The sequence below is a fragment of the Planctomycetota bacterium genome (genome assembly GCA_016235865.1).
In the GTDB taxonomy this organism is placed as follows: Bacteria; Planctomycetota; MHYJ01; order JACQXL01; family JACQXL01; genus JACRIK01.
The window spans coordinates 151,021-170,893 of record JACRIK010000027.1; the positions used below are offsets into that span (position 1 = coordinate 151,021).

Consider the following 19,873-nt stretch of genomic DNA (forward strand, 5'->3'; position numbering starts at 1 on the left):
TTAATCAGCTAAATCCCGTTGTTAAGAAAGGTATTTGAATTATGAAAAAGAACGTGATTATCTGGTCCGCAGCTTTATTATTCGTGGTCTCGGTTGGTATGGTCATGGCCCAGCCGGCGCCCAATCCGGCCCCGACCCCGCCCGCGCCGCCGGCTCCGGTAACTCCAACTCCGCCAGCTCCGGTTACCCCGACTCCGGAGCCTGTGGCGCCAACCCCGCCGGCGCCGCCCAAGGTGGAAACGTCCGAGGAAAAACCGCTCCCGCCCAACGGCATCACCGAAAAGGAAATCACCGACCTGATCGCCAAACTTTCTTCTAACGACCTGCTGGTGATGAACGGGGCGCGGGACGAGCTCAAGGAAATCGGCCGTCCGGCCGCGGCGCTTCTGATTAAGGAACTGGCCAAAGCCAAATCGGACGTCCGCTACCTGATCTGCGAGATACTGGGCGAAATCAGGGACAGCGGCTCGGTCGAGACCCTGGTCAAACTCCTGAACGACAAGGAAGAGCACACGGCCAGCATCGCCTCAGCCGCGGCCAGGGCATTGCGCAAGTGCGCCGACCTGGCGGTTATCCCGCACCTGATGAAGGCCGTCACCTCGACCGACGTGGACCTGCGCTATGAAGCCGTCAAGACCCTCGGGGTCCTCAGGGCCTACCAGGCATTGCCGGTGATTCGCCCGATGATAACCGACACAGCCAAGACCTCGCTGGATTATTATGTTAAGGCCGCGGCGGTCCAGGCGCTCGGCAAGCTCAAAGACGCCCGTTCGGTCAAGCAGCTCGTTACGCTGCTGGACAGCCCGGACATCGAGGCGGCCACAGACGAACCCTTCGTCAAGTATGTTACCAGGGCATTAGAGCAAATCACCGGCTTCCAGGCCGGTAGTTTCTCCCGGTCCGACGACAAGAAAAAAGACGCCGTGGTCAAGAAATGGAAAGAATGGTGGGAGAAAAACAAGAACAACAAGGACTACGAATAGCAATAAACTCAGCAGAGACCGCGCAGCGTTCTAAGTGTTAGCGTAAATTCGTACGTGTCACCAGATTGCCTTAATAATTCCGGGAACGCCCACACCTAATTAGCCATCCGAACCGATAAACCTTGCCCGGAAAATGGGAAAATGGTAGTGTAGTGCCTTAACTTTTATATGGCTATGTTCAGTTTACCGGCTAATTTCCGGCACACCTTCCGCTCTTTGGGGCACCGGAATTACCGGCTTTATTTCATCGGTCAGGGGGTTTCGCTCATCGGCACCTGGATGCAGCATATTGCCATGTCCTGGCTGGTTTACCGGCTGACCGGCTCGGTTTTCCTGCTGAGTTTTGTCGGGTTTGCCAGCCTGGTTCCGTCTTTTATCCTGACCCCGATTGCCGGCGTCATGCTGGACCGCTGGAACTGCCATCGGGTCCTGCTGGTCACCCAAATCCTGGCCATGCTCCAGGCCTTTATGCTGGCGGCCTTGTTCTTCACCGGCGCCATCCAAATCTGGCATATCATCGCCCTGGGTGTTTTCCTGGGCTGTATCAACGCCTTTGATATGCCCACCCGGCAATCGTTCATCGTTGATTTGGTGGAAAATAAAAATGATTTGGGCAATGTCATCGCCCTGAACTCATCCATGTTCAACAGCGCCCGGATGATTGGTCCGGCTATCGCGGGAATCATCATCGCCGTCACCGGCGAAGGCGTTTGCTTCCTGGTTAACGGCCTGAGTTTTCTGTGCATCATCGTTACCCTGCTGCTGATGAAAATCCCGCACCGGGAGGCAAAACCGCATGCCGGCCATATCGAGGATTTTAAGTCCGGCCTCAAATACACCTTCGGGTTCCCGCCTATCAGGACCGTAATTCTCCTGCTGGCCCTGCTTAGTTTAGTGGGCATGCCCTATGCGGTGCTGATGCCGGAGATTGTCAAGAAGGTGCTCCATGGCGGCCCGAACACCTACGGATTCCTGATGGCCGCGTCCGGCATCGGCGCGCTGACCGGCGCGCTTTACCTGGCTTCCCGGAAGACCGTGGCCGGGCTGCTTAAAATCATTCCGATTTCCACCGCGGTTTTCGGCTCCGGGCTGGTGCTGTTCTCCTTGTCGCATTATTTCTGGCTTTCGGCCGGGCTGATGTATTTCTCCGGCCTGGGCATGATGATGCAGATGGCGGCCAGCAGCACCATTGTCCAGACCATCGTAGATGACGACAAACGCGGCCGGGTCATGAGCCTGTTCACCCTGGCCTTTATGGGTATCATGCCGCTGGGCATCCTGTTGGCCGGCAGCGTGGCCAGCGTCATCGGCGCTCCGGCCATACTGGCTATCGGGGGCTGGATCTGCATTCTGGGCGCGGTTCTTTTCGCCTTCCAGCTCCACGCCATAAGAAAACACATTCATCCGATTTACGTCCGACTGGGTATCCTGCCGGCGGTCTCAGCCGGCGTCCCAACCGCCGCCCGGCTGGCGACGCCCAGGGAATGAAACGTGCCGGTAAATAACGGAAATCCGGGGCTAGCAGCCCAGATTATTCGCTGGCGCTGTCGCTTCGCGGTCACTGCTATGCTCATCCGCGTCTATCTGCGTGTCCAATCCATCATCGGGTAAGATACAGTGGAATCAGGAATCGTGTCCTTACAAAACACAGGAAACAGAATAGTAAAATACAGGCTGGAAATCGCGGGCAGTATTACAGTTACAATATGGATAACCTCGTGGGATATATCCTGTAGATATAAGATGCGAGATATCCCGCTAAAGCAGGATCTAAGAGTCAGTAAGTCACTTTGTTCCAACTGACTCTAAGAGATGCAAATGGGATGCAGGATATGGGACTCGGCTTAGCGGGGTTTGCTCCGCGTCCTGTTTCCTATTCCTTTTTCTTGCCGGACAGGTCAATGGACTTGTTGTCCTTATCCCTGGCCGAGGTGATTTCAATGGTGACATTGCCCATCATTTTAGATATTTTTAAGCCGGTGGTATTGTTTTCTTTTTCGCCTTCTTCGGCTTCCCCGAGCTTGATATAGCCGGCCGGAATGCCGACTCTGTTGAGAGTGGCATCGACCGGTATCCACCGGCCCAGATAGACCTCAGTCCAGGCATGGTATCCAAAACGCGAGCCGTCAAAGACCAATCCGCTTATCTGGCGGATCGGCAGGCCCGAGGCCCGGCCCAGGGCGCATAACAATATGGCGTGCTCGGTGCAATCGCCGGCTTTGTCGCGCAGGGTTTCAGCGGCTGATTTCTCCGCCACCGCGCCCCGCTCTTTCTTTAGGTTCTGGAATACCCATTCGCAGAGTAAGTTCGTTGTTTTCAGGGCGTCTCTTTCATCCTTGACTATTGCTTTGGCCTGGGCAACGATAGCCGCATCTTTGCTTTGGATTTTTACGGATGAATTGAGGTATTTTTTGAACGCCTCATCGCCGGCCGGCGGTTGGACCGGATTTTTTATGCCGTCAGGGATGGCCTTCAGGGTGATGCTGTATTTTTCCTTGTCTTGGACGACATCCTGGTATTCGTTGGCTGGGATGACATCGTCGAATCTTTCCCTGAATGTTATGGTAAGTTTCATCTGCCCGATGGCATAGAATGCGGCAATATTGGCGTTGGTATTGATATAAGACGAAATCGTCGCGGTCTTGGTCATCTTTTTGGCCTTGGTTTTATTGGTCCGCCTGATTTCAATGCCGGCCATCTTCATCAGGACCACGCAGCCGTCCTTGTCAACGTTAACCTGCATTATTTCTCCGGGCATTTCAGAATTGGTCGATTCGGTATAGTAGGTGTCAATCTCTTCCTGGCCAACCTTGATTTTCTCCTCTTTCAGTATCTTGACGGTTTCGGTCCGGATGCTTTTGGTTTCCGGGGAAAGGCTTCTTAATGATGTCTCGGCGCCGACCTTCAGGAGGTCTTTCGCTTTTAATATGAAGCCGTCAATGCCGGGGAACAAGTCGGGCTCTTTCTTAATCGTAGTTATTTCCGGTTTTTCATCGTTCAGCGTTATCTTGAAGGTGATTTCATCGCCGGATACGCTGATGTCGGAGTTTTTGGCCTGCCCGGCGTTAATTTCGGTTTTGGTGATGCGAATCGGGTAGAAATTCATATCGACCAGGGAAACCGACCTGTTTTTAATCTCCATGACGTGGCTTTCATCCGTCTGCACTTTCAGCGTCATTTCATCGCTGAATTTATAACATTCCTTTGACAGATATTCGGCCTTTTCTATCTTAAAATGGGCAAAGCCGATTTTCTGGTCGGACATGTGGCAATCATACCAGGCTTCCTGGAGCGCGACCGGGTTTTTTTCCTGGGCATAACCGATGCCGAACATGGTGCTGGCGATTAACAATACGATGAGCAGAGTTCTAGTTTTCGCTGACACGGTCTCAGTAGAGTTCATATTCTAAGTCCTTTCTTTAATCTTCAATGCGGGCAAAACATGGCTGCAGTTTTATAATGTTTAATCTAATCTTATTTATGACGCGGGAGTTGTCAAGGAAAAAGCGCCAGGGTGTCCTTCGGCAGGATCCCCGATGTTGAATCGGGACGGAGTTTATCCCCCGATGTTCATCGGGGGGCTGCGGTTACGCAGGGTAAACGGGATATGGGACGCACATTCACTACGCCCCAGTAGGGGCTCGTGGTCACTGCGGTGTTCGCTACGCTCAATGTAAACAGCTGGCGCCGAGCCTGACGGCCCTATGGTTTATCCCAGTCGACCACATAGTGGTTGCCGAAGATGTCGTTATAGACCATGCTGATACGGTTGACATTAGCCCAGGGTATGGACCAGGCCGCGCCGGATGACGAGGTCAATGGCAGGGTGTGGGTTAATGTGGTCGGCGGGAAGTTGGCGGAGTTATAAAGCCGGCTGGCGCCCTGGGAATAGGTCGGGTCATACTGGGTGCCGGTGCCGTTTACCTGGATTTCGATGTATTCAATCAGGGTCCGCGGGTCAATGGCCGTGGCATCGCCATTGCCCAGTTTGTAAACCCAATCAAGTTTCTCAATAGCGTTGCTGCCGTTTAGGGTAACGGTCGGAACGGCCAGGACGATATTGGAGAATGCGGCCGATTGAGCCGGTATGTTGAAGACCAGCGGCACGGCGTTATAGGTGACGGTGTAGGCGCCGGCCGGCGGGATAACCGGCGCTGAGACGTAAGGCGAGCCGTATAAGGCCTGGTTGGTCTGGGTCTGGGGCGCGGCGTCGTTGGTCTCTCCCGTCAGGCCGGAGCCGCCCGGACCGGTAAAGGTGACGGTAGGAGGAAAAATGGATACGCCCTGTTCGTAGATGTGGGCGTTGAACCTGAACCCGGTGATGTTGGCCGGGGTGACTACCGATGGAGTCAGTCCGACGAAATCGCCGCCGGTGACGAAATACATAATAAACGGACGGTAGAATTTGTTCTGCAGCAGGTCAATGGTGCCGTTGTTGTCCACGTCGGTGTTTTTTATGACGGCCGCGAAGAAGTCGTCGCCCTGGGCAATGGCCGTTTGCTCTTCGGAACTTAAGGGCAGTTCAGAGCCGATGGGGTTGTGCGAGGGTTCGACGATGACGCCGGTGGATGAAAGTATATTCAGGTCAATGGTGGCCAGTTCGGTCATGGTGACGGTGTCGGCCAGTTTGGCCAGCGGGAGCGAGTCGATGCCGTTGCTGAGAGTAAGATAGCCCAGGTAATTGTCTGAGGCGTCGATGAATATCAGGGCCGTGGGATATCCCTTGTCCACCTGGATGGCGAAGTTGTCGTTGCTGTCAACCGTGGTAACGAAGTAGTTGCCTCTCTGGTTGAAACCGATGACCTTGGCCACGTCAGCCGCGGTCAGGGCGTAGAGCCGGGGCGTGAACAGGTCGGCCAGGAAGCGGTCAAGCCAGTTGAGGTGCTTGAGCCGGGCGTGGGTGCCGCCGGTCAGGGTGCCTTTGATGGTGAGCTTGGCCGTGGTGTTGGCGCTGGAGCCGGAGGAAGAGGATTTACCGCCGCAGCCGATGTAAATCAGTGAGATTAACAGGGCCAGCGACAGAATCGCGCCGGCGCTGATGGCCAGTTTATTTAGCTTCATAAGACAATCCTTTTCTTAACGGTACAGAATTACCGGTAATATAGCAGCTGGCCCGGGGTTTGTCAAGAGGAATCTGGTATTTTGGGGCGCCCGAAGTTATCGGGATTCGCTGCGGCTGCGCGGATGGACGTAACCCGCCTGAGGCGAGGGCTAACTCGCAGATAAAGTTCCGGTGTCGCCAAGTGCGGGTAAGAGATTGGCCGGGCGGACGGATTAGATCAGGGTTTTCAGAATCAGGAGGGTCAGGGCCGAGACCGCGGCCGCGGCCGGAATAGTCAGTATCCAGGCCCAGACGACCTTTTTGGCCACGCCCCAGCGGACCGCGGACAGGCGCCGGGTGGCGCCCACGCCGATAATCGAGCCGGTGATGGTGTGGGTGGTCGAGACCGGAATCCCCATGAAGGTGGAGACGAACAGCATGATGGCGCCGCCGGTCTCGGCGCAGAAACCGCCCACCGGCTGGAGATGGGTGATTTTCTGGCCCATGGTCTTGACGATGCGCCAGCCGCCCATCATGGTGCCCAGGCCCATGGCCGTGTGGCAGGCCAGGACCACCCAAAACGGAACGTAGAATTCCGGCCCGAGTTTGCCGGAGGTAAAAAGCAATATGGCGATAATGCCCATGGTTTTCTGGGCGTCGTTGCCGCCGTGCCCCAGGCTGTAGGCGGCGGCCGAGATGAGCTGAAAGCGCCGGAAGTATTTGTCCACCCGGGCCGGGGTGAAATTGTAAAAGATTAGCTGGACCAGGTTCATCAGGATGTAACCGGTAATCAGCCCGAGCAGCGGGGACAGGATGATGAAGATGCAGATTTTGAGGATGCCCGATCCGATAACCGCGCCAACGCCGGCATGGGCCACGGCCGCGCCGACCAGGCCGCCCACCAGGGCGTGCGATGAGCTGACCGGCAGGCCGGCATACCAGGTGAACAGGTCCCAGGTAATGGCGCCCAGCAGCCCGGCCGCGATGACGGCGGTGGTGATGGCTTCGGGATGGACTACGCCTTTGCCGATGGTGTTGGCCACGTGCAGGCCGAAAAACAGGAAGGCGATGAAGTTGAAGAAGGCGGCCCAGGCTACGGCGGCCCGGGGCGAGAGTACCCGGGTCGAGACTACCGTGGCGATGGAGTTGGCCGCGTCGTGCAGCCCGTTGACGAAGTCGAAGATCAGGGCCACGGCGATGATGATAATTATTATGGTCATATGGCTTTTTGGCTTTATTGCCTGCCGGCAGGATGATAATTAATCCGGGGCGATTGTAAAGAAATTAGAGGTTTTTATTGGCTGGTACGGAGAGCCGCGGTTGCGCCGGTCCCGCCTCCGGCGGGGTTTCATTATAGATATTTCTTAGGCGGACTTTAATTATGCTTTTTTCTTGAGTTTTGGCGTAAATGGTGTATATTACATAGTAATGGATACGATTGCCATAATCCTGATTCTTCTCGCCGTGAGTCTGGGCCCTTCTTTCGTCATCGCTCTGGTTGGTTACGCCAGCATCCAGGCCCTGGGACGCAATCCGTCGGCCGCGCCTAAAATCCAGATGGCCATGATTCTGGCTTTTGTCTTTGCCGTGGCTATTGCCCTGATAGCCATGCTGGTGATTTTTAATGTATTTGCGCCTAAGGGGGGAGGATAATCCCGTTAGAGAGCTTGAGAAAATTTAATTCCCCCTTGTTAAAGGGGGATAAAGGGGGTTATTTAGAACAACCCCCCAACCCCCTTTTTTAAGGGGGATTTTAGACGCCTTATGGAATTAAGAGACACGATTATTTTAGTCATCGGGTTTGTGGTGGTGGCCGGGATTCTGGTGGCCCTGTTGAGGATGGTGCTGGCGGGCCAGTCCAATACGGCTATCGAGCGGCTGAAGCGCATCAACCAGGATAATCTTCAGCGCGAGCTGGAGTTGAAGAAGAAACTGGACGAGGCCGAGGCCCAATACCAGAGACGGCTGTCCGAGGCAACCGGCGATATACAGAAGATGAAGGAGAAGATGGAGGACGAGGTCGGCCAGATGAAGCAGAAGGTGGTGGCGGCGGCCGAGAAGGAGAAGGAGGGCATCCTGTCCGACGCCCGGCAGGAGGTGGCTGACCTGAAGAACGAACTGACCCTGGCGAGCAGCCAGCGGATTGCCGGATTCGCCCAAGAGGTGATAAATAAATTGTTGGCCGGCGCAACGGACAGCGATAAAATAGCGGCCGGATTGCACCAGTATTTTATCGACGAGGCGGTGAAGAGAATCAGGTCAATGAAGAAGGAGATGCTGGCCTCGGCATTGGCCCTTCCGGGACAAGCCGGCTCGCACGAGATAGAGGTGTCGTCCCGGCTGGCCCTGACCGCGCATCAGAAGCAGGCCCTGAACGAGGCGTTTTCCGAGGCGTCCTCCAAGGCCGTGAAGATTGTCGAGAAACCGGCCAACAGCAAATACCTGGCCGGAGTTTCCATCAAGATAGGCAACCTGGTCGTAGACGCCACCCTAAGCAACCGGCTTAAGGAAATAGTGGCGGAGATAACGAAGAGTTAGCCGTAAATGACGAATGCCTAAATCCTAATGACGAATACCAGTAATTTCTATGCCTGAATTAGTAGAAATCAAAGAGGTTGGGACGGTCAAGGATGTCCGGCGGGGCATTGCCCGGATAGAGGGGCTGACTTCCTGCATCAATTCCCAGATGATTCATTTCGCCTCGGGCGCCAAGGGCATTGTGATGGGCTTTAACGAGAAGGAGGTCATGGCCCTGGTCATGGGCGACGAGACCTCGGTCTCATCCGGCGAAGAGGTGACCAGCCGGATTGAGCCGTTCCGGGTGCCGGTGGGCTACGGATACCTGGGCCGGGTGGTCAATTCCTTGGCCGAGCCGATGGATAACCGGGGTCCGGTCAAGGCGGATGATTATTATCCGGTCTTCCGCGAGGCCCTCGGCGTGATTGACCGCATGCCGGTGGATACGCCGCTGGAGACCGGCGTCAAGATTATCGATCTGGTCATTCCCATCGGCCGGGGCCAGAGGGAACTGGTCATCGGAGACCGGATGACCGGGAAATCCACCCTGGGCCTGGATACCATCATTAACCAGAAGGGCAAGGACGTCCTGTGCATTTATTGCTGTATCGGCCGGAGCCAGGCCTCGCTGATGAAGACGGTGCAGTTGTTCCAGGAATATGGGGCGATGGATTACACCGTGGTGGTGGCGGCCACCGGAGCTGATTCGGCCAATGCCCAATACCTGGTGCCTTACACGGCCTGCGCGCTGGGCGAGTATTTCATGCTGGCCGGCAAGAATGTCTTTATCGTCTTCGACGACCTGACCCGGCACGCCTGGGCCTACCGCCAGATTGCGTTGCTGTTGGAGCGCGCCCCCGGACGAGAGGCCTACCCGGGCGATATTTTTTACATCCATTCCCAGATGATGGAGCGGGCCGGCAAGCTCAAGCCGGAATTGGGCAACGGCACCATGACCTTCATGCCCATCATCGAGACCATCCAGGGCGATTTCACCGGCTATGTGCCGACTAACCTGATTTCCATCACGGATGGCCAGATTTATCTTTCCACTTCGCTGTTCTACGAGGGATTCAAGCCGGCCATTGATATGGGCCTGAGCGTCTCGCGCGTGGGCAGCAAGGCCCAGCATCCGGCCATCAAGGAGGTTTCCAAGATGCTCCGGCTGGAATACGTCCAATACCGCGAGCTGCTCAAGCTGACCCGGCTGCGCACCCGCTATTCGCCCGAGGTGGAGACCAAGCTGAAGCGCGGGCAGATACTGACCATTCTTTTCGCCCAGGATAAATACCAGCCGCTGTCGGTCGAGGAAGAGGCGGTGATGTTCTACGCGTTCAAAATAAGAATCCTGGACCTGATGTTAGTGGATGACGTGCTGTTATTCAAGGCTAATATTATGGGATTCCTGGACAAGAATTATCCCCAGGTGGTGCAAAAGATAAGGGAGACCAGGAAACTCGCGCCGGACGTAACCGAACAGCTGGACAGGGCGATAATGGAGTTCTTTAAACGGAAATAGTTAACACGAATGGGACGAATGGTACGAAAAGCGCAATAACAAGATAAATATTATTCGTATTACTCGGAATTATTCGTGTGATTCGTGTTTAAGTATTCTTATGAAAACGATATCTGAACTGAAGAAAGATCTGGTGTTCAACCGCGAGATGAATGAGTTGATGGACATCCTCAAGAAGACCGCGATATTCGAATTCCAGGCGCTCTTTAACCGGCGCAAGGCGCAGACCGTGTTGGGGAAATACGTGGCGGCCTTGGAGGATTTGCTCAGGATATTTCCGCCTGGGGCGGAACACCCGTTTCTGACCAATCCGCTGGACAAGATTATCCTGGTCCCGGTGACCTCGGATATGGGCTTTGTGGGCGGATTGAATACCGAGGTGGTGGAAACGGGCCTGAGAGAAATCAGGAAGAAGGACGAGGTGCATCTCCTGGTATTGGGCGAAAAGGGCTACCTGCAGCTTGAGGAAAAGGGCTACAAATTCGAGTTCCTGCCCGGCATCGGCACCGAGATGAATTTCGGACTGGCCGAGAAGGTCCGGGATTACATCTACGCCAGTTGCTGGAAGTATAAAATCGGCCGGGTGATAATCAGCTATCCCAGGTTTATTTCCTTTGCCCGGCAGGAGATAGCCGTTGACACCCTGATACCCTGCGGATATTTATTTAAGACGGATGAGACCGACGCGTCATCGCTTGCGCCTGAACGGGTTAATAAGGTTAATGCGCCCCGAAGCAGAACAAAATTCTTGTTCGAGCCGTCGCCCCAGAAGGTTTTGGATTATCTGCTCAAGACCTATCTGGCCTACAAGATTTATGATATCTTCTGGCAGGCCAAGCTGTCCGAATTCGCGGCCCGGAGCATGCATCTGGACGGCTCGATGCAGGAGTTGATTGAGATGAAAAAAGGCATCCAGCAGCAGTATTTCCGGAGCAAGCACGAGATTACGGACCGGACGATCAGGGATATTTTCGGCGGCCGGATGGCAACCCTGCGGAAATCAAGGGTATAATTTAATATATGAATACAGGAAAAGTTGTTGCGGTTCAGGGCCCGGTGGTGGACGTGAAGTTCCCGGAAAACGCGGCGCTTCCGGCCATCTATGAGCTGATGTTTACCGCCACTTATGACAATCGCCGGGTGCCGCTGGAGGTGGTGGAGCATCCGGGCGGCAATATCGCCCGTTGCATTGCCCTGGCCCAGACCCACGACCTGCAGAGGAATACGACGGTCGAAGCAACCGGCAAGCCCATCGAGACTCCGGTCGGGCCAGAGGTCTTCGGCCGGCTGATGAATGTCCTGGGCGAGCCGATTGATAACCGGGGCGAGATTAAGGCCCCGAAGCGCAAGCCGATACACGTCCCGCCGCATTTGTCCATCAAACTCAAGCGCCAGTCGCTGAAATACGAGATTATGGAGACCGGGATGAAGATGATTGACCTGCTGTTCCCGCTGGTCAAGGGTGGTAAAATCGGCCTGCTGGGCGGCGCCGGCGTGGGCAAGACTATCCTGGTGATGGAAATCATCCATAATATTGTCGGCAAGACCAAGGGTATTCCGATATTTACTGGCGTGGGTGAGCGTATCCGTGAAGGCAACGAGCTCTACTACGAGTTTAAGGAGCAAAGCCTGCTGGAGAAAGTCATTCTGGTATTCGGCCAGATGAACGAATCGCCCGGCGCCCGTTTTGAGGTGGCCCAGACCGGCGTGACCATTGCCGAGCATTTCCTGGAAGAGGGCAAGGACGTCCTGCTTTTCGTGGATAACGTATTCAGGTTCGTCCAGGCCGGTAGCGAACTTTCCACCCTGCTCGGGCGCACGCCGTCCGAGACCGGATACCAGCCAACCTTGCTGGCAGAGATGAGCGCATTCCAGGAGCGAATCCGTTCCACACAAGAGGGTTCCATCACGGCCGTAGAAGCCGTTTATATCCCGGCCGACGACCTGTCCGACCCGGCCGTGGTCTGCACCTTCGGCTACCTTAATTCCATTATCGTCCTTTCCAGAGAAAAGGTCCAGGCCGGTTTCTATCCGGCCATTGACCCGCTGATTTCGTCCTCGTTCTCGCTGGATCCGGATATCGTGGGAAATCGTCATTATAATATTGCCATGGAGGTGCTGAAAATATTAAATAAGTACGAAGAACTCAAACGTATCGTGGCGGTCATCGGGGTCGAGGAAATCTCCAAGGAAGACCGGCTGACCTACGAGCGGGCGCGCAAGATTCAGAATTTCCTGACCCAGCCGTTCTTCAGCGGCGAACTCTACACCGGCAAGAAAGGCGAATACGTGACGCTGGAAAAGACCCTGGAGGGGATTGAGAAAATAATTTCCGGCGAACTGGACAAGCGCTCGGTCGACAGTTTTTATATGATTGGAGCGGCGAAGTAATTAGCGCCACTAAGACACCAAGGCACTAAGGAATATGCTTAAATTGTTTAAGATATTATTTGGGATAAGCAAGTTCAGTTTACTTTGTTTAGCGCTTGCAACGATTGTTATAATTTCCGGCTCCGCTATTTTAATATGTGTTGCCATAACACTTGCATCAAACTATGTTTTACCTGTAGTTGGTGCTTTTGGGGCAATCTGGCTGGTTCTTTTAGGTCTCTTTATGGTATCTGCGCAAAGATTGATTCTACTGTTCATAAATGAGATTGAGGAGAAATCGCAAGCGTCGATGAAATCGGATAAGCCGGATAATAAAGAATAGGTTTTATTGTAGTAAGATACTACTTAACCGCTAAGGCGTTAAGAAGGAATTGGTCTTCTCCGTGTCTTTGTGCCTTAGTGGCAAGATTTAATGGAGGGTTTTATTTATATGGTCAAGAATGAAAACGTTCTGGGCGAACTGTTAGTCAAGAAGGGCATCATCACCAATAAGGCGTTGGGGGAGGCCCAAGAAGCCAAGCACGCCAATTACAACCGTCTGATTCAGACTATCGTCAATCTCAACCTGGCCAAAGAGGATGCGATTATCCGCGCCTTTTCCGAGGAATTGAATATGCCCATCATCCGGATGCGCGACACGAACGTGGAAGGCGCCGTGATTAAGAAGGTGCCGGTGCGTTTTGCGGCTTACTACCGTTTTATGCCCGTCAAGCTGGTCTCGCCGCCGCCTGATGCCAGCGGAAAAATCTACGAGACGCTGACCATCGCAGTGTCTTCTCCTTTGGATATCCGGATGCGAGACGAACTCCGGCTGCAAGTCGGCTGTGAAATACAGATGGTCCTGACCACGACGGATGAAATCCTGCAGGCCATCAAGAAATATTACGGCTTTGCGGCCGATACGGTGGAAAAGATGTCCAAATACGGGATGAATAACATCACCGAATCCCCCCTGGCCCAGGCCGACGAGCGGGTCGAGGACATCGAATCAGCCGAGAAGACCGAAGACGCCTCGGTTATCAAACTGGTCAACCAGATAATTCTGGAGGCTCACGCCAAGCGGGCCACGGATATCCACATCGAGCCCTACCGGGGCAAGATTAAACTGCGCTACCGGGTGGACGGCATCCTCTACAATATGAATATCCCGCCGGCCATGAAGAAATTTTTCCCGTCCATCCTGTCCCGTATCAAGATAATGTCTAATCTTAATATCGTGGAGCGGCGTATGCCTCAGGACGGACGCTGCGTAGTTAAGACCGAGAAAGAAACCTTTGATATGCGCGTCTCGGTCATCCCGACCCCCTGGGGCGAGAGCATTGTCATCCGCCTACTGCCCACCAAGATGCTCTACTCGCTGGCTGAACTGGGCCTGGAGCCGGAAGAGGTCAACGCCTTGGACGGCCTGCTGGAGAAGCCGCACGGGATTATCTTTGTCACCGGCCCGACCGGTTCGGGGAAAAGCACCACGCTTTATGCCTGCTTGCAGAAACTCAATACCCAGGATGTGAAGATTCTTACCCTGGAAGACCCGATAGAATACGAAATGGAAGGCATCACCCAGATACAGGTTATGCCGGATATCGGCCTGACCTTTGCCCGGGGCCTACGCAGTATGCTTAGGCATGACCCGGATATTATGATGGTCGGTGAGGTGCGCGACTTTGAGACGGCCGAGATTACCATCCGGATTGCCCTGACCGGACATTTGATATTCTCCACGCTCCACACCAACGACGCGGCCAGTTCCGTCACCCGGCTGGTGGATATGGGCGTTGAGCCGTATCTGGTGACTTCGTCAGTTGAGGCGTTTGTCGCCCAGCGCCTGGTCCGGACTATCTGCCCGCAATGCAAGATTGAGGATACGCTGGTTCCCTTTGAATTGCTCAGGAAGGAATTCAATCTGCCGGACAGCGTCACCCCGAAATCAGTGAAGATTTACAAGGGCAAAGGCTGCGATAACTGCAATTTCACCGGATTCCTGGGCCGGACGGCGATTTACGAGATTCTTCTTTTGAACGACAAGGTCAAGAGATTGATTCTGCAGAAAGCGCCGTCGGATGAGATAAAGATGGCGGCCTCGGAAAACGGCATGCGGACCCTGCGCCAGAGCGGCTGGGCAAAGATTAAGGCGGGCTTAAGCACCTTTGACGAAGTGACCAGAATTACGCCGTCTGACCCGCATGGCGTTACGGCCGGGCAAATAAAAAGCTCCGGCAGTTCGGTTCCGGGCCCTTTGCCGAAAAGCGCGCAATCCAAACCGACTACCCCTGAGTTCAAGTTAGCGGAAGAGATAAAAAGCCCGTCTCCCTACGGGATAAGTAAGGATAAGGATAAATTCCAAGCCACGAATGTTACGAGAGTTTTCAAGCGGGCGAATCTGCGGATTCCGGTGGAATACAAACTCTATAAGGCATCGATGAATGCGGCCCAGGAATTATCGTCCAAGCCGGTTAAGACCGTGGCGATTGCCATCTCGGCCAGCGGACTGCAATTTGAGGCGTCCGAATCCATTCCGGTCGGATCTTTGCTGGACTTGAAGATATTTCTACCTTCGATTCCTACTATTGACTGCATGGTCCGGGCGGTCCGGGTGGAGGTGGAGCACGAGCCGCAGAAACGGGCCGAGTTATCCGATGACAAATACTGGGTGAGTTGTTATTATCTGGATATTGAAAGCGCGGCCAAGGCAACTCTGGATAGTTATGTTCTCAAGAATATGGCTACAACTTCGTAAGGTTATTTTGATGGCCTGATGTTTTCTATGGCTTCAGCCGCAATCTTGCGGACCGCTTCTGACTGGTCACTGTCCGCCGCCTTCTGAAGAATCTCAAGTGTATCGGTATTTTTGAGCCGGCCCAGGGACCAGGCCGAGTTCTCACGCACAAAGGCGCTGGTGTCATTCCGGAGCAGTTCCATAAATAACCCCAATAAGTCCGTCTTGTTCTGACGGCCCAATATTCTTACGGCAAATGCCCGGACCCGTTCATTGGTGTCTTCCTTGGCTAATTTGGTCAGGAAAGGGATGGCTTCGTCGCCCGCGCTTCTGATCTGCGAGTCCAACTGGTTGATTTGAGTAATGTTCTTAGTCAAGACCGCCTTACGCCAGATATTGAATAGTCGCCCGGTTTGGCGCTCTTTTTCGGGTACTGTGTCATCCACCGGAAACGGGCCTTTTTCTTCAGGCGGTATCTCTGTTTTCTTGAGTGCTTCCGGTTTTAGAGGAGGCTGTTCATGGGTCTTGGGCGCCGGAATATTTTCTTTGCCCGGTGATTGAATGGGCAAGGTTGATTGAGGCGTCGTCGTAAGGTTGAGAATGAATAGCGCTGCGACCAGCGCCAGGACGACCGAGATTATGACGATTAATTTAATTCTGGTCATTAGATTCTTTTGAAATATTCTGTTTTTCCCCTCACCCTACCTTTTCTCTCAAGGGGAGAGGGTTTTAACATATCTTTTCATTATTGTTTTTTGTCCCAATGGGCCGGATGAAGAATAACACGGTAATCACCATGAGCCATAAGAGGCAGTTATAAAACCAGGGGGCATAGAATATATTAGGTGTTTTTATCTGCCAGAAGAGATAGAACGGATTGATGGCCGTCAGAACCCATAATGATTTTCCGGCAAACTCCAGAACCAAGTAATGCAGGATGGGTAGAACCCCGAACAATATAATGAATACGAGATAATACACGGTCAGTCGCCCGGGGAATTTCATGCACATCAACACCAGCGCTGTGGCAATAAGAATGAGCACCAGGTGGGAGCGCAACAAGACGCTGAATCCGGCGCAGCTGAAATACGAGGCCAGAATGGTCAGCGGCAGCGATAAAAGAATAAAGGCAGCCAGATGCCCGACCCCATTAGAAATAACCGTCCCGTTGGGACTATTTCTAACGGGGCAAGCATCCTTGGTTAAGACTAATGGAAGGAGGATGGACAGGAAGAAGAGTTTGGCCTGTTCCACGACCACTATCAGTTTATCCGCGGTGATGGCGGAGAATGGCGGGACCTGCCTGATGACCAGAATCATCAGGGCGAGCGCCAGCCAGAACCACAGGACCGGCATAAACAGATAACGGGACATAGGTTTAGCGATTATCGGATTTAATTCCTTGGTGTATAGCGGCCAGGCCGCCCAGCAGGGATTTATAGTTACATTCCGCAAAGCCGGATTCAAGTATAATCTCGGATAATTCATCCGCATCATAGAAGCGCGGGATGGTTTGGGACAGATAGGCATAGGCCGGCCGGGAGCCGGAGATGGCCGCCCCGATCGGACTGACAAAGGTCCTGACAAAGCCGTGGAGCAGATTCCGTAACAGGGGCAACCGGGGCTGGCTGGTTTCCAGGTTGATGAACCGGCCGCCGGGCCTTAAGACCCGGTGGAATTCCTTCAGGCAGCCAATCAGGTTCCGGCGCGAGACGTTGATGTTGCGGGTGGCAAACGAGATGGTCACTAAGTCAAAGGTGTTGTCCTTGAAAGGAAGCCGGAGGCTGTCCGCATTGGCGAAATCGGTTGATGAGCCGTTTTTGCTTTTGGCATAGCGCAACATCGGCAGGGTGAAATCAGATGCCATAATCAGGGTGTTGGAGTTATTATACTTAGAAAGATAGTGCGCCATCTCGCCCGTGCCGGTGCAGACGTCCAGCCACTTAGGTAATTCTGAATTATGAGTTATGAATGCTGAATTATCAGATGCTGCGAATTTAGCCGTGTAGCGCCGGATGGGCGTATCAAATCCCAGGGTCAGGATATGATTCGCCAATTCATAGGTGGCCGGGATGGATGAGAATATATTTTGTATGCCTTTATGCATAATGTATTGTAGGGAATTTCAAATCCATCCCCTCACCTATCCTCTCCCCATCGAGGAGAGGGAAGGGTGAGGGGGATTAATTTACAATTCCGCATCCTTCGGGGGCGAGACACGGATAGCCGCCAGTCCCTGGACCGGGCAGACCTTTTCACATAACCCGCAGCCGATGCACCGTTCCTTGACCACATAAGGATATTCCAGCCCGTCCTTGACATAGTGCTCGATGGCCTTTTCCGGCACCGGGCAGAATTCCTCGCAGGTCAGGCAGTGCTCCTTGTTGACATACGGGATGCAGCGGGTGGTGTCAAAATAGGCCCGGCCGATTTTCCATTCCTGCTTGTCCGCCAAATCCATGTCCGGGATAGCATGACTCGGGCAGACCTGGCCGCAGGCATTGCAGTAGTAGCGGCAGTTGCCGATGCGCGGGACCAGGACCGGCGAGAACATGGCATAGAGCCCGCTTTCGGCCAGCAGGGGTTGCAGTCCGTTGGTTGGGCAGGCCTTCATGCACTCGCCGCAGCGCTGGCACTTGGACAGGAATTCTCCCTCAGAGCGTGATACGCCGGGCGGGCGTAGGCGGGGCAGCGACTGGCCCAGCCGCAGGCCGAAACTGCGTTTTAACAGCGGGGCGGATAATACGGCCAGTCCCGAGGCAACGAGCAATCCCCGGCGGGATGGAAGAATAGAGATTCTTACGGATTTATCCTTGGAGAATCCGATAGAGATACCGGTCTTGGAACATTCCTTGACGCAGGAAAAACACTGGATGCATTCCTCGTCATTCAGGGAAAAATCGCTATTGAACACGCCGGTCTTGCAAGACGACTGGCAGCGCTGGCATTTGGTGCACAGGTGCCGGCCGGTACTCAGGTTTAGGATGCGCCATTTTGACAGCAGGGTCAACAAGGCGCCCAGCGGGCAGAGGTTCCGGCACCAGAAACGCGTCTGATAAAAAGTCAGCAGAAGAATTACCGTCAGAATCAGGAAGAAGATTATCGAGTTATGGAACAGGATGCTATGGGTATCCAGTATGCCGATATCGTTTAGCGGGCTGATGAATGACTTCAACCCAACTTTATTGAATAAGCCTTTTAGGATATAGTCCACGGCGGGGTATAAACTCAGGGCGAACGATTTAAAGGCGATGGTAATCGGGTCCAGCCAGCCGGCGATATTAGCTCCGAATATGGCGGCAATGATTATGGTCAGGAGAACGAAATATTTTACCCGGCGCAGCGGTGGTAAGATTGGCTGGATATCTGGTTTCCGGGGTTTCTTGAGGCGGTGGAACAGGTCCATGGTGGTGCCCAGCGGACAGGCCCAGCCGCAGAAGACCCGGCCCAGGAAGATGCTGGCAATGATGATTAGGCCTGAGGCCAGGAAGGCCAGCTGTAAGGTCCGGCTGGCGATGATGGTGGTGATAACCAGGAGCGGGTTGGAGATGAAAAAGAGATTGGCCGGTATAACGTTCTTGGCCGGTTCGGGATAGAGCATCAGGAATAAAAACAACGCCAGAAAGAGTAACTGAACAATGCGTCGCAAGTAAATCATATCTTCTTTTCAATAATATCTATTTTAGACAGGTCCATCTCGCCCAGGCCGGAGTCATAGGCGGCTTTGACGCAACTGATGTTCTTGCCTTCCAGCGAGAATGGTTTAAGGGTGCAGGCGTAACTATCCGCCGCTACAATATCGGTTGAGGCAATGACCTTGCCGACAAAGGCCACATCCTTGGGATTTCCGCCGGTCGGTCCGTTACGAACCAGCACCCGGTAGGCGTCAATGATAGTCAGGTGCGGCTTGATGACCGATAGGATATCAGCCATTTTTTGTCCCAGCAGGTGGTGCAGTTCATTTCGTTTTCCGCCGGTTATGCCCATCAGGTTCTTGATACCGAGCGTCAATTTGGCCAGGCCGTGGTGTTTGGCAATCGGGATATTAATGAAGGTGTCGCATTCCAGGACGTCCTTGGCAATCAGAATAGATTTTAATTCCTTGCCGTCAGGTATTTTTACCTCTTTGTATTCCTTGTGGTCATCGGTTAAATGCACAAACTCAACACCGCTTTTGTTAAAGGCATTCTCAAAACCGCAGATTTGGAAGCATTTTTTGGGATTATTGCAGGCGCGCTCAACCACCTTGACCTTCTTAGCGCCGGCCTTGAAACATTCACGGGCTATCGCCAAAACCACCTCAGGATTGGTCGTGGCGGCCAGTTCCATTGGTTTCTCCCATGCGATATTGGGCTTCAGGACCACGACCGAATCCTTCCTGACGAACTTGCTGATTCCGCCCAGGATAGCCAGGGCCTCGATGGTTATCTCGGCCGGTTTCTTGCCTTCGACCACAGCCAGCACCAGTTTGGAGTCGGGTTTTTTCTCATCCGGTTTTTTATCCTCAGGCTTGTCCTGGCCGTGGATAGGCAGATAACCCGAGGCAACTGCCCCGATACCCAGGATGGAAAGAGATTGCAGAAATTGGCGGCGGTTAATGTCTTTCATGATAAATCCTCCTTGTTGGCTAAACTTATTCATTCTATTTACCAAATTAGCCATATTATGTCAATCAACTCTTGACAAATAAGCGGAGTGATGTCTTA

General features: G+C 53.6%; 17 protein-coding genes. 9 read left to right on the forward strand and 8 right to left on the reverse strand.

The window, feature by feature from the left end:
* Positions 1-41: 41 nt before the first annotated feature.
* Complete coding sequence (locus tag HZA49_08880; GenBank protein MBI5779553.1) at positions 42-983, forward strand: HEAT repeat domain-containing protein; 942 nt, start codon at positions 42-44, stop codon at positions 981-983.
* Between the two features lie 174 nt (positions 984-1,157).
* A complete protein-coding gene (locus HZA49_08885) occupies positions 1,158-2,471 on the forward strand; it encodes an MFS transporter (GenBank protein ID MBI5779554.1) in 1,314 nt (437 codons plus the stop codon).
* Between the two features lie 385 nt (positions 2,472-2,856).
* Here the strand turns inward: HZA49_08885 and HZA49_08890 are convergent, their stop codons facing one another.
* The 3 genes from HZA49_08890 to HZA49_08900 form a co-directional block, all read right to left on the reverse strand.
* Entirely contained in the window at positions 2,857-4,386 is a 1,530-nt protein-coding gene (locus HZA49_08890) for a transglutaminase domain-containing protein (GenBank protein MBI5779555.1), read from the reverse strand.
* 299 nt (positions 4,387-4,685) lie between these two features.
* Positions 4,686-6,044 (reverse strand): hypothetical protein, encoded by a 1,359-nt coding sequence (locus HZA49_08895; GenBank protein MBI5779556.1) that lies wholly within the window; start codon positions 6,042-6,044, stop codon positions 4,686-4,688.
* Between the two features lie 213 nt (positions 6,045-6,257).
* Positions 6,258-7,244, reverse strand: coding sequence for an inorganic phosphate transporter (locus HZA49_08900; protein MBI5779557.1), 987 nt, complete (start codon positions 7,242-7,244; stop codon positions 6,258-6,260).
* A 208-nt stretch (positions 7,245-7,452) separates the two neighbouring features.
* On the opposite strand from HZA49_08900, the gene HZA49_08905 reads away from it, so the two are divergent.
* The 7 genes from HZA49_08905 (at position 7,453) to tadA (ending at position 15,188) form a co-directional block, all read left to right on the forward strand.
* Positions 7,453-7,677 carry a hypothetical protein gene (locus HZA49_08905; protein ID MBI5779558.1) on the forward strand — a complete coding sequence of 75 codons (225 nt, stop codon included), beginning with the start codon at positions 7,453-7,455 and terminating at the stop codon, positions 7,675-7,677.
* Between the two features lie 111 nt (positions 7,678-7,788).
* Positions 7,789-8,562 carry a F0F1 ATP synthase subunit delta gene (locus tag HZA49_08910; protein ID MBI5779559.1) on the forward strand — a complete coding sequence of 258 codons (774 nt, stop codon included), beginning with the start codon at positions 7,789-7,791 and terminating at the stop codon, positions 8,560-8,562.
* Between the two features lie 49 nt (positions 8,563-8,611).
* Positions 8,612-10,060, forward strand: a complete 1,449-nt coding sequence (locus HZA49_08915; GenBank protein MBI5779560.1) for a F0F1 ATP synthase subunit alpha — start codon at positions 8,612-8,614, stop codon at positions 10,058-10,060.
* 100 nt (positions 10,061-10,160) lie between these two features.
* Entirely contained in the window at positions 10,161-11,072 is a 912-nt protein-coding gene (locus tag HZA49_08920; protein ID MBI5779561.1) for a F0F1 ATP synthase subunit gamma, read from the forward strand.
* An 8-nt stretch (positions 11,073-11,080) separates the two neighbouring features.
* Positions 11,081-12,451: a F0F1 ATP synthase subunit beta gene (locus HZA49_08925; GenBank protein ID MBI5779562.1), complete on the forward strand. Its 1,371-nt coding sequence runs from the start codon at positions 11,081-11,083 to the stop codon at positions 12,449-12,451.
* A gap of 34 nt (positions 12,452-12,485) precedes the next feature.
* Entirely contained in the window at positions 12,486-12,773 is a 288-nt protein-coding gene (locus tag HZA49_08930; protein MBI5779563.1) for a hypothetical protein, read from the forward strand.
* Positions 12,774-12,881: 108 nt separating this feature from the next.
* Positions 12,882-15,188: a Flp pilus assembly complex ATPase component TadA gene (tadA, locus tag HZA49_08935; GenBank protein MBI5779564.1), complete on the forward strand. Its 2,307-nt coding sequence runs from the start codon at positions 12,882-12,884 to the stop codon at positions 15,186-15,188.
* Positions 15,189-15,190: 2 nt separating this feature from the next.
* Here tadA and HZA49_08940 read toward each other — a convergent pair whose 3' ends face one another.
* The 5 genes from HZA49_08940 to HZA49_08960 form a co-directional block, all read right to left on the reverse strand.
* Positions 15,191-15,832 carry a HEAT repeat domain-containing protein gene (locus HZA49_08940; GenBank protein ID MBI5779565.1) on the reverse strand — a complete coding sequence of 214 codons (642 nt, stop codon included), beginning with the start codon at positions 15,830-15,832 and terminating at the stop codon, positions 15,191-15,193.
* A gap of 64 nt (positions 15,833-15,896) precedes the next feature.
* Positions 15,897-16,541: a hypothetical protein gene (locus HZA49_08945; GenBank protein ID MBI5779566.1), complete on the reverse strand. Its 645-nt coding sequence runs from the start codon at positions 16,539-16,541 to the stop codon at positions 15,897-15,899.
* 4 nt (positions 16,542-16,545) lie between these two features.
* On the reverse strand, positions 16,546-17,274 hold the full coding sequence (locus HZA49_08950; GenBank protein ID MBI5779567.1) for a ubiquinone/menaquinone biosynthesis methyltransferase: 729 nt from the start codon (positions 17,272-17,274) through the stop codon (positions 16,546-16,548).
* An 81-nt stretch (positions 17,275-17,355) separates the two neighbouring features.
* Positions 17,356-18,825, reverse strand: a complete 1,470-nt coding sequence (locus tag HZA49_08955) for a 4Fe-4S binding protein (protein ID MBI5779568.1) — start codon at positions 18,823-18,825, stop codon at positions 17,356-17,358.
* Complete coding sequence (locus HZA49_08960; GenBank protein MBI5779569.1) at positions 18,822-19,775, reverse strand: DUF362 domain-containing protein; 954 nt, start codon at positions 19,773-19,775, stop codon at positions 18,822-18,824. Before HZA49_08960 ends, HZA49_08955 begins: the two co-directional genes overlap by 4 nt.
* Positions 19,776-19,873: the final 98 nt, after the last annotated feature.

Excerpts from the sequence above, each read along its gene's own strand:
- HZA49_08920 (MBI5779561.1), top strand. The coding sequence starts at position 10,161 with ATGAAAACGATATCTGAACTGAAGAAAGATCTGGTGTTCAACCGCGAG.
- HZA49_08930 (MBI5779563.1), top strand. The coding sequence starts at position 12,486 with ATGCTTAAATTGTTTAAGATATTATTTGGGATAAGCAAGTTCAGTTTA.
- HZA49_08885 (MBI5779554.1), top strand. The coding sequence starts at position 1,158 with ATGTTCAGTTTACCGGCTAATTTCCGGCACACCTTCCGCTCTTTGGGG.
- HZA49_08880 (MBI5779553.1), top strand. The coding sequence starts at position 42 with ATGAAAAAGAACGTGATTATCTGGTCCGCAGCTTTATTATTCGTGGTC.
- HZA49_08950 (MBI5779567.1), bottom strand. The coding sequence starts at position 17,274 with ATGCATAAAGGCATACAAAATATATTCTCATCCATCCCGGCCACCTAT.
- HZA49_08905 (MBI5779558.1), top strand. The coding sequence starts at position 7,453 with ATGGATACGATTGCCATAATCCTGATTCTTCTCGCCGTGAGTCTGGGC.
- tadA (MBI5779564.1), top strand. The coding sequence starts at position 12,882 with ATGGTCAAGAATGAAAACGTTCTGGGCGAACTGTTAGTCAAGAAGGGC.
- HZA49_08960 (MBI5779569.1), bottom strand. The coding sequence starts at position 19,775 with ATGAAAGACATTAACCGCCGCCAATTTCTGCAATCTCTTTCCATCCTG.
- HZA49_08890 (MBI5779555.1), bottom strand. The coding sequence starts at position 4,386 with ATGAACTCTACTGAGACCGTGTCAGCGAAAACTAGAACTCTGCTCATC.
- HZA49_08900 (MBI5779557.1), bottom strand. The coding sequence starts at position 7,244 with ATGACCATAATAATTATCATCATCGCCGTGGCCCTGATCTTCGACTTC.
- HZA49_08895 (MBI5779556.1), bottom strand. The coding sequence starts at position 6,044 with ATGAAGCTAAATAAACTGGCCATCAGCGCCGGCGCGATTCTGTCGCTG.
- HZA49_08925 (MBI5779562.1), top strand. The coding sequence starts at position 11,081 with ATGAATACAGGAAAAGTTGTTGCGGTTCAGGGCCCGGTGGTGGACGTG.
- HZA49_08945 (MBI5779566.1), bottom strand. The coding sequence starts at position 16,541 with ATGTCCCGTTATCTGTTTATGCCGGTCCTGTGGTTCTGGCTGGCGCTC.
- HZA49_08955 (MBI5779568.1), bottom strand. The coding sequence starts at position 18,825 with ATGATTTACTTGCGACGCATTGTTCAGTTACTCTTTCTGGCGTTGTTT.
- HZA49_08915 (MBI5779560.1), top strand. The coding sequence starts at position 8,612 with ATGCCTGAATTAGTAGAAATCAAAGAGGTTGGGACGGTCAAGGATGTC.
- HZA49_08940 (MBI5779565.1), bottom strand. The coding sequence starts at position 15,832 with ATGACCAGAATTAAATTAATCGTCATAATCTCGGTCGTCCTGGCGCTG.
- HZA49_08910 (MBI5779559.1), top strand. The coding sequence starts at position 7,789 with ATGGAATTAAGAGACACGATTATTTTAGTCATCGGGTTTGTGGTGGTG.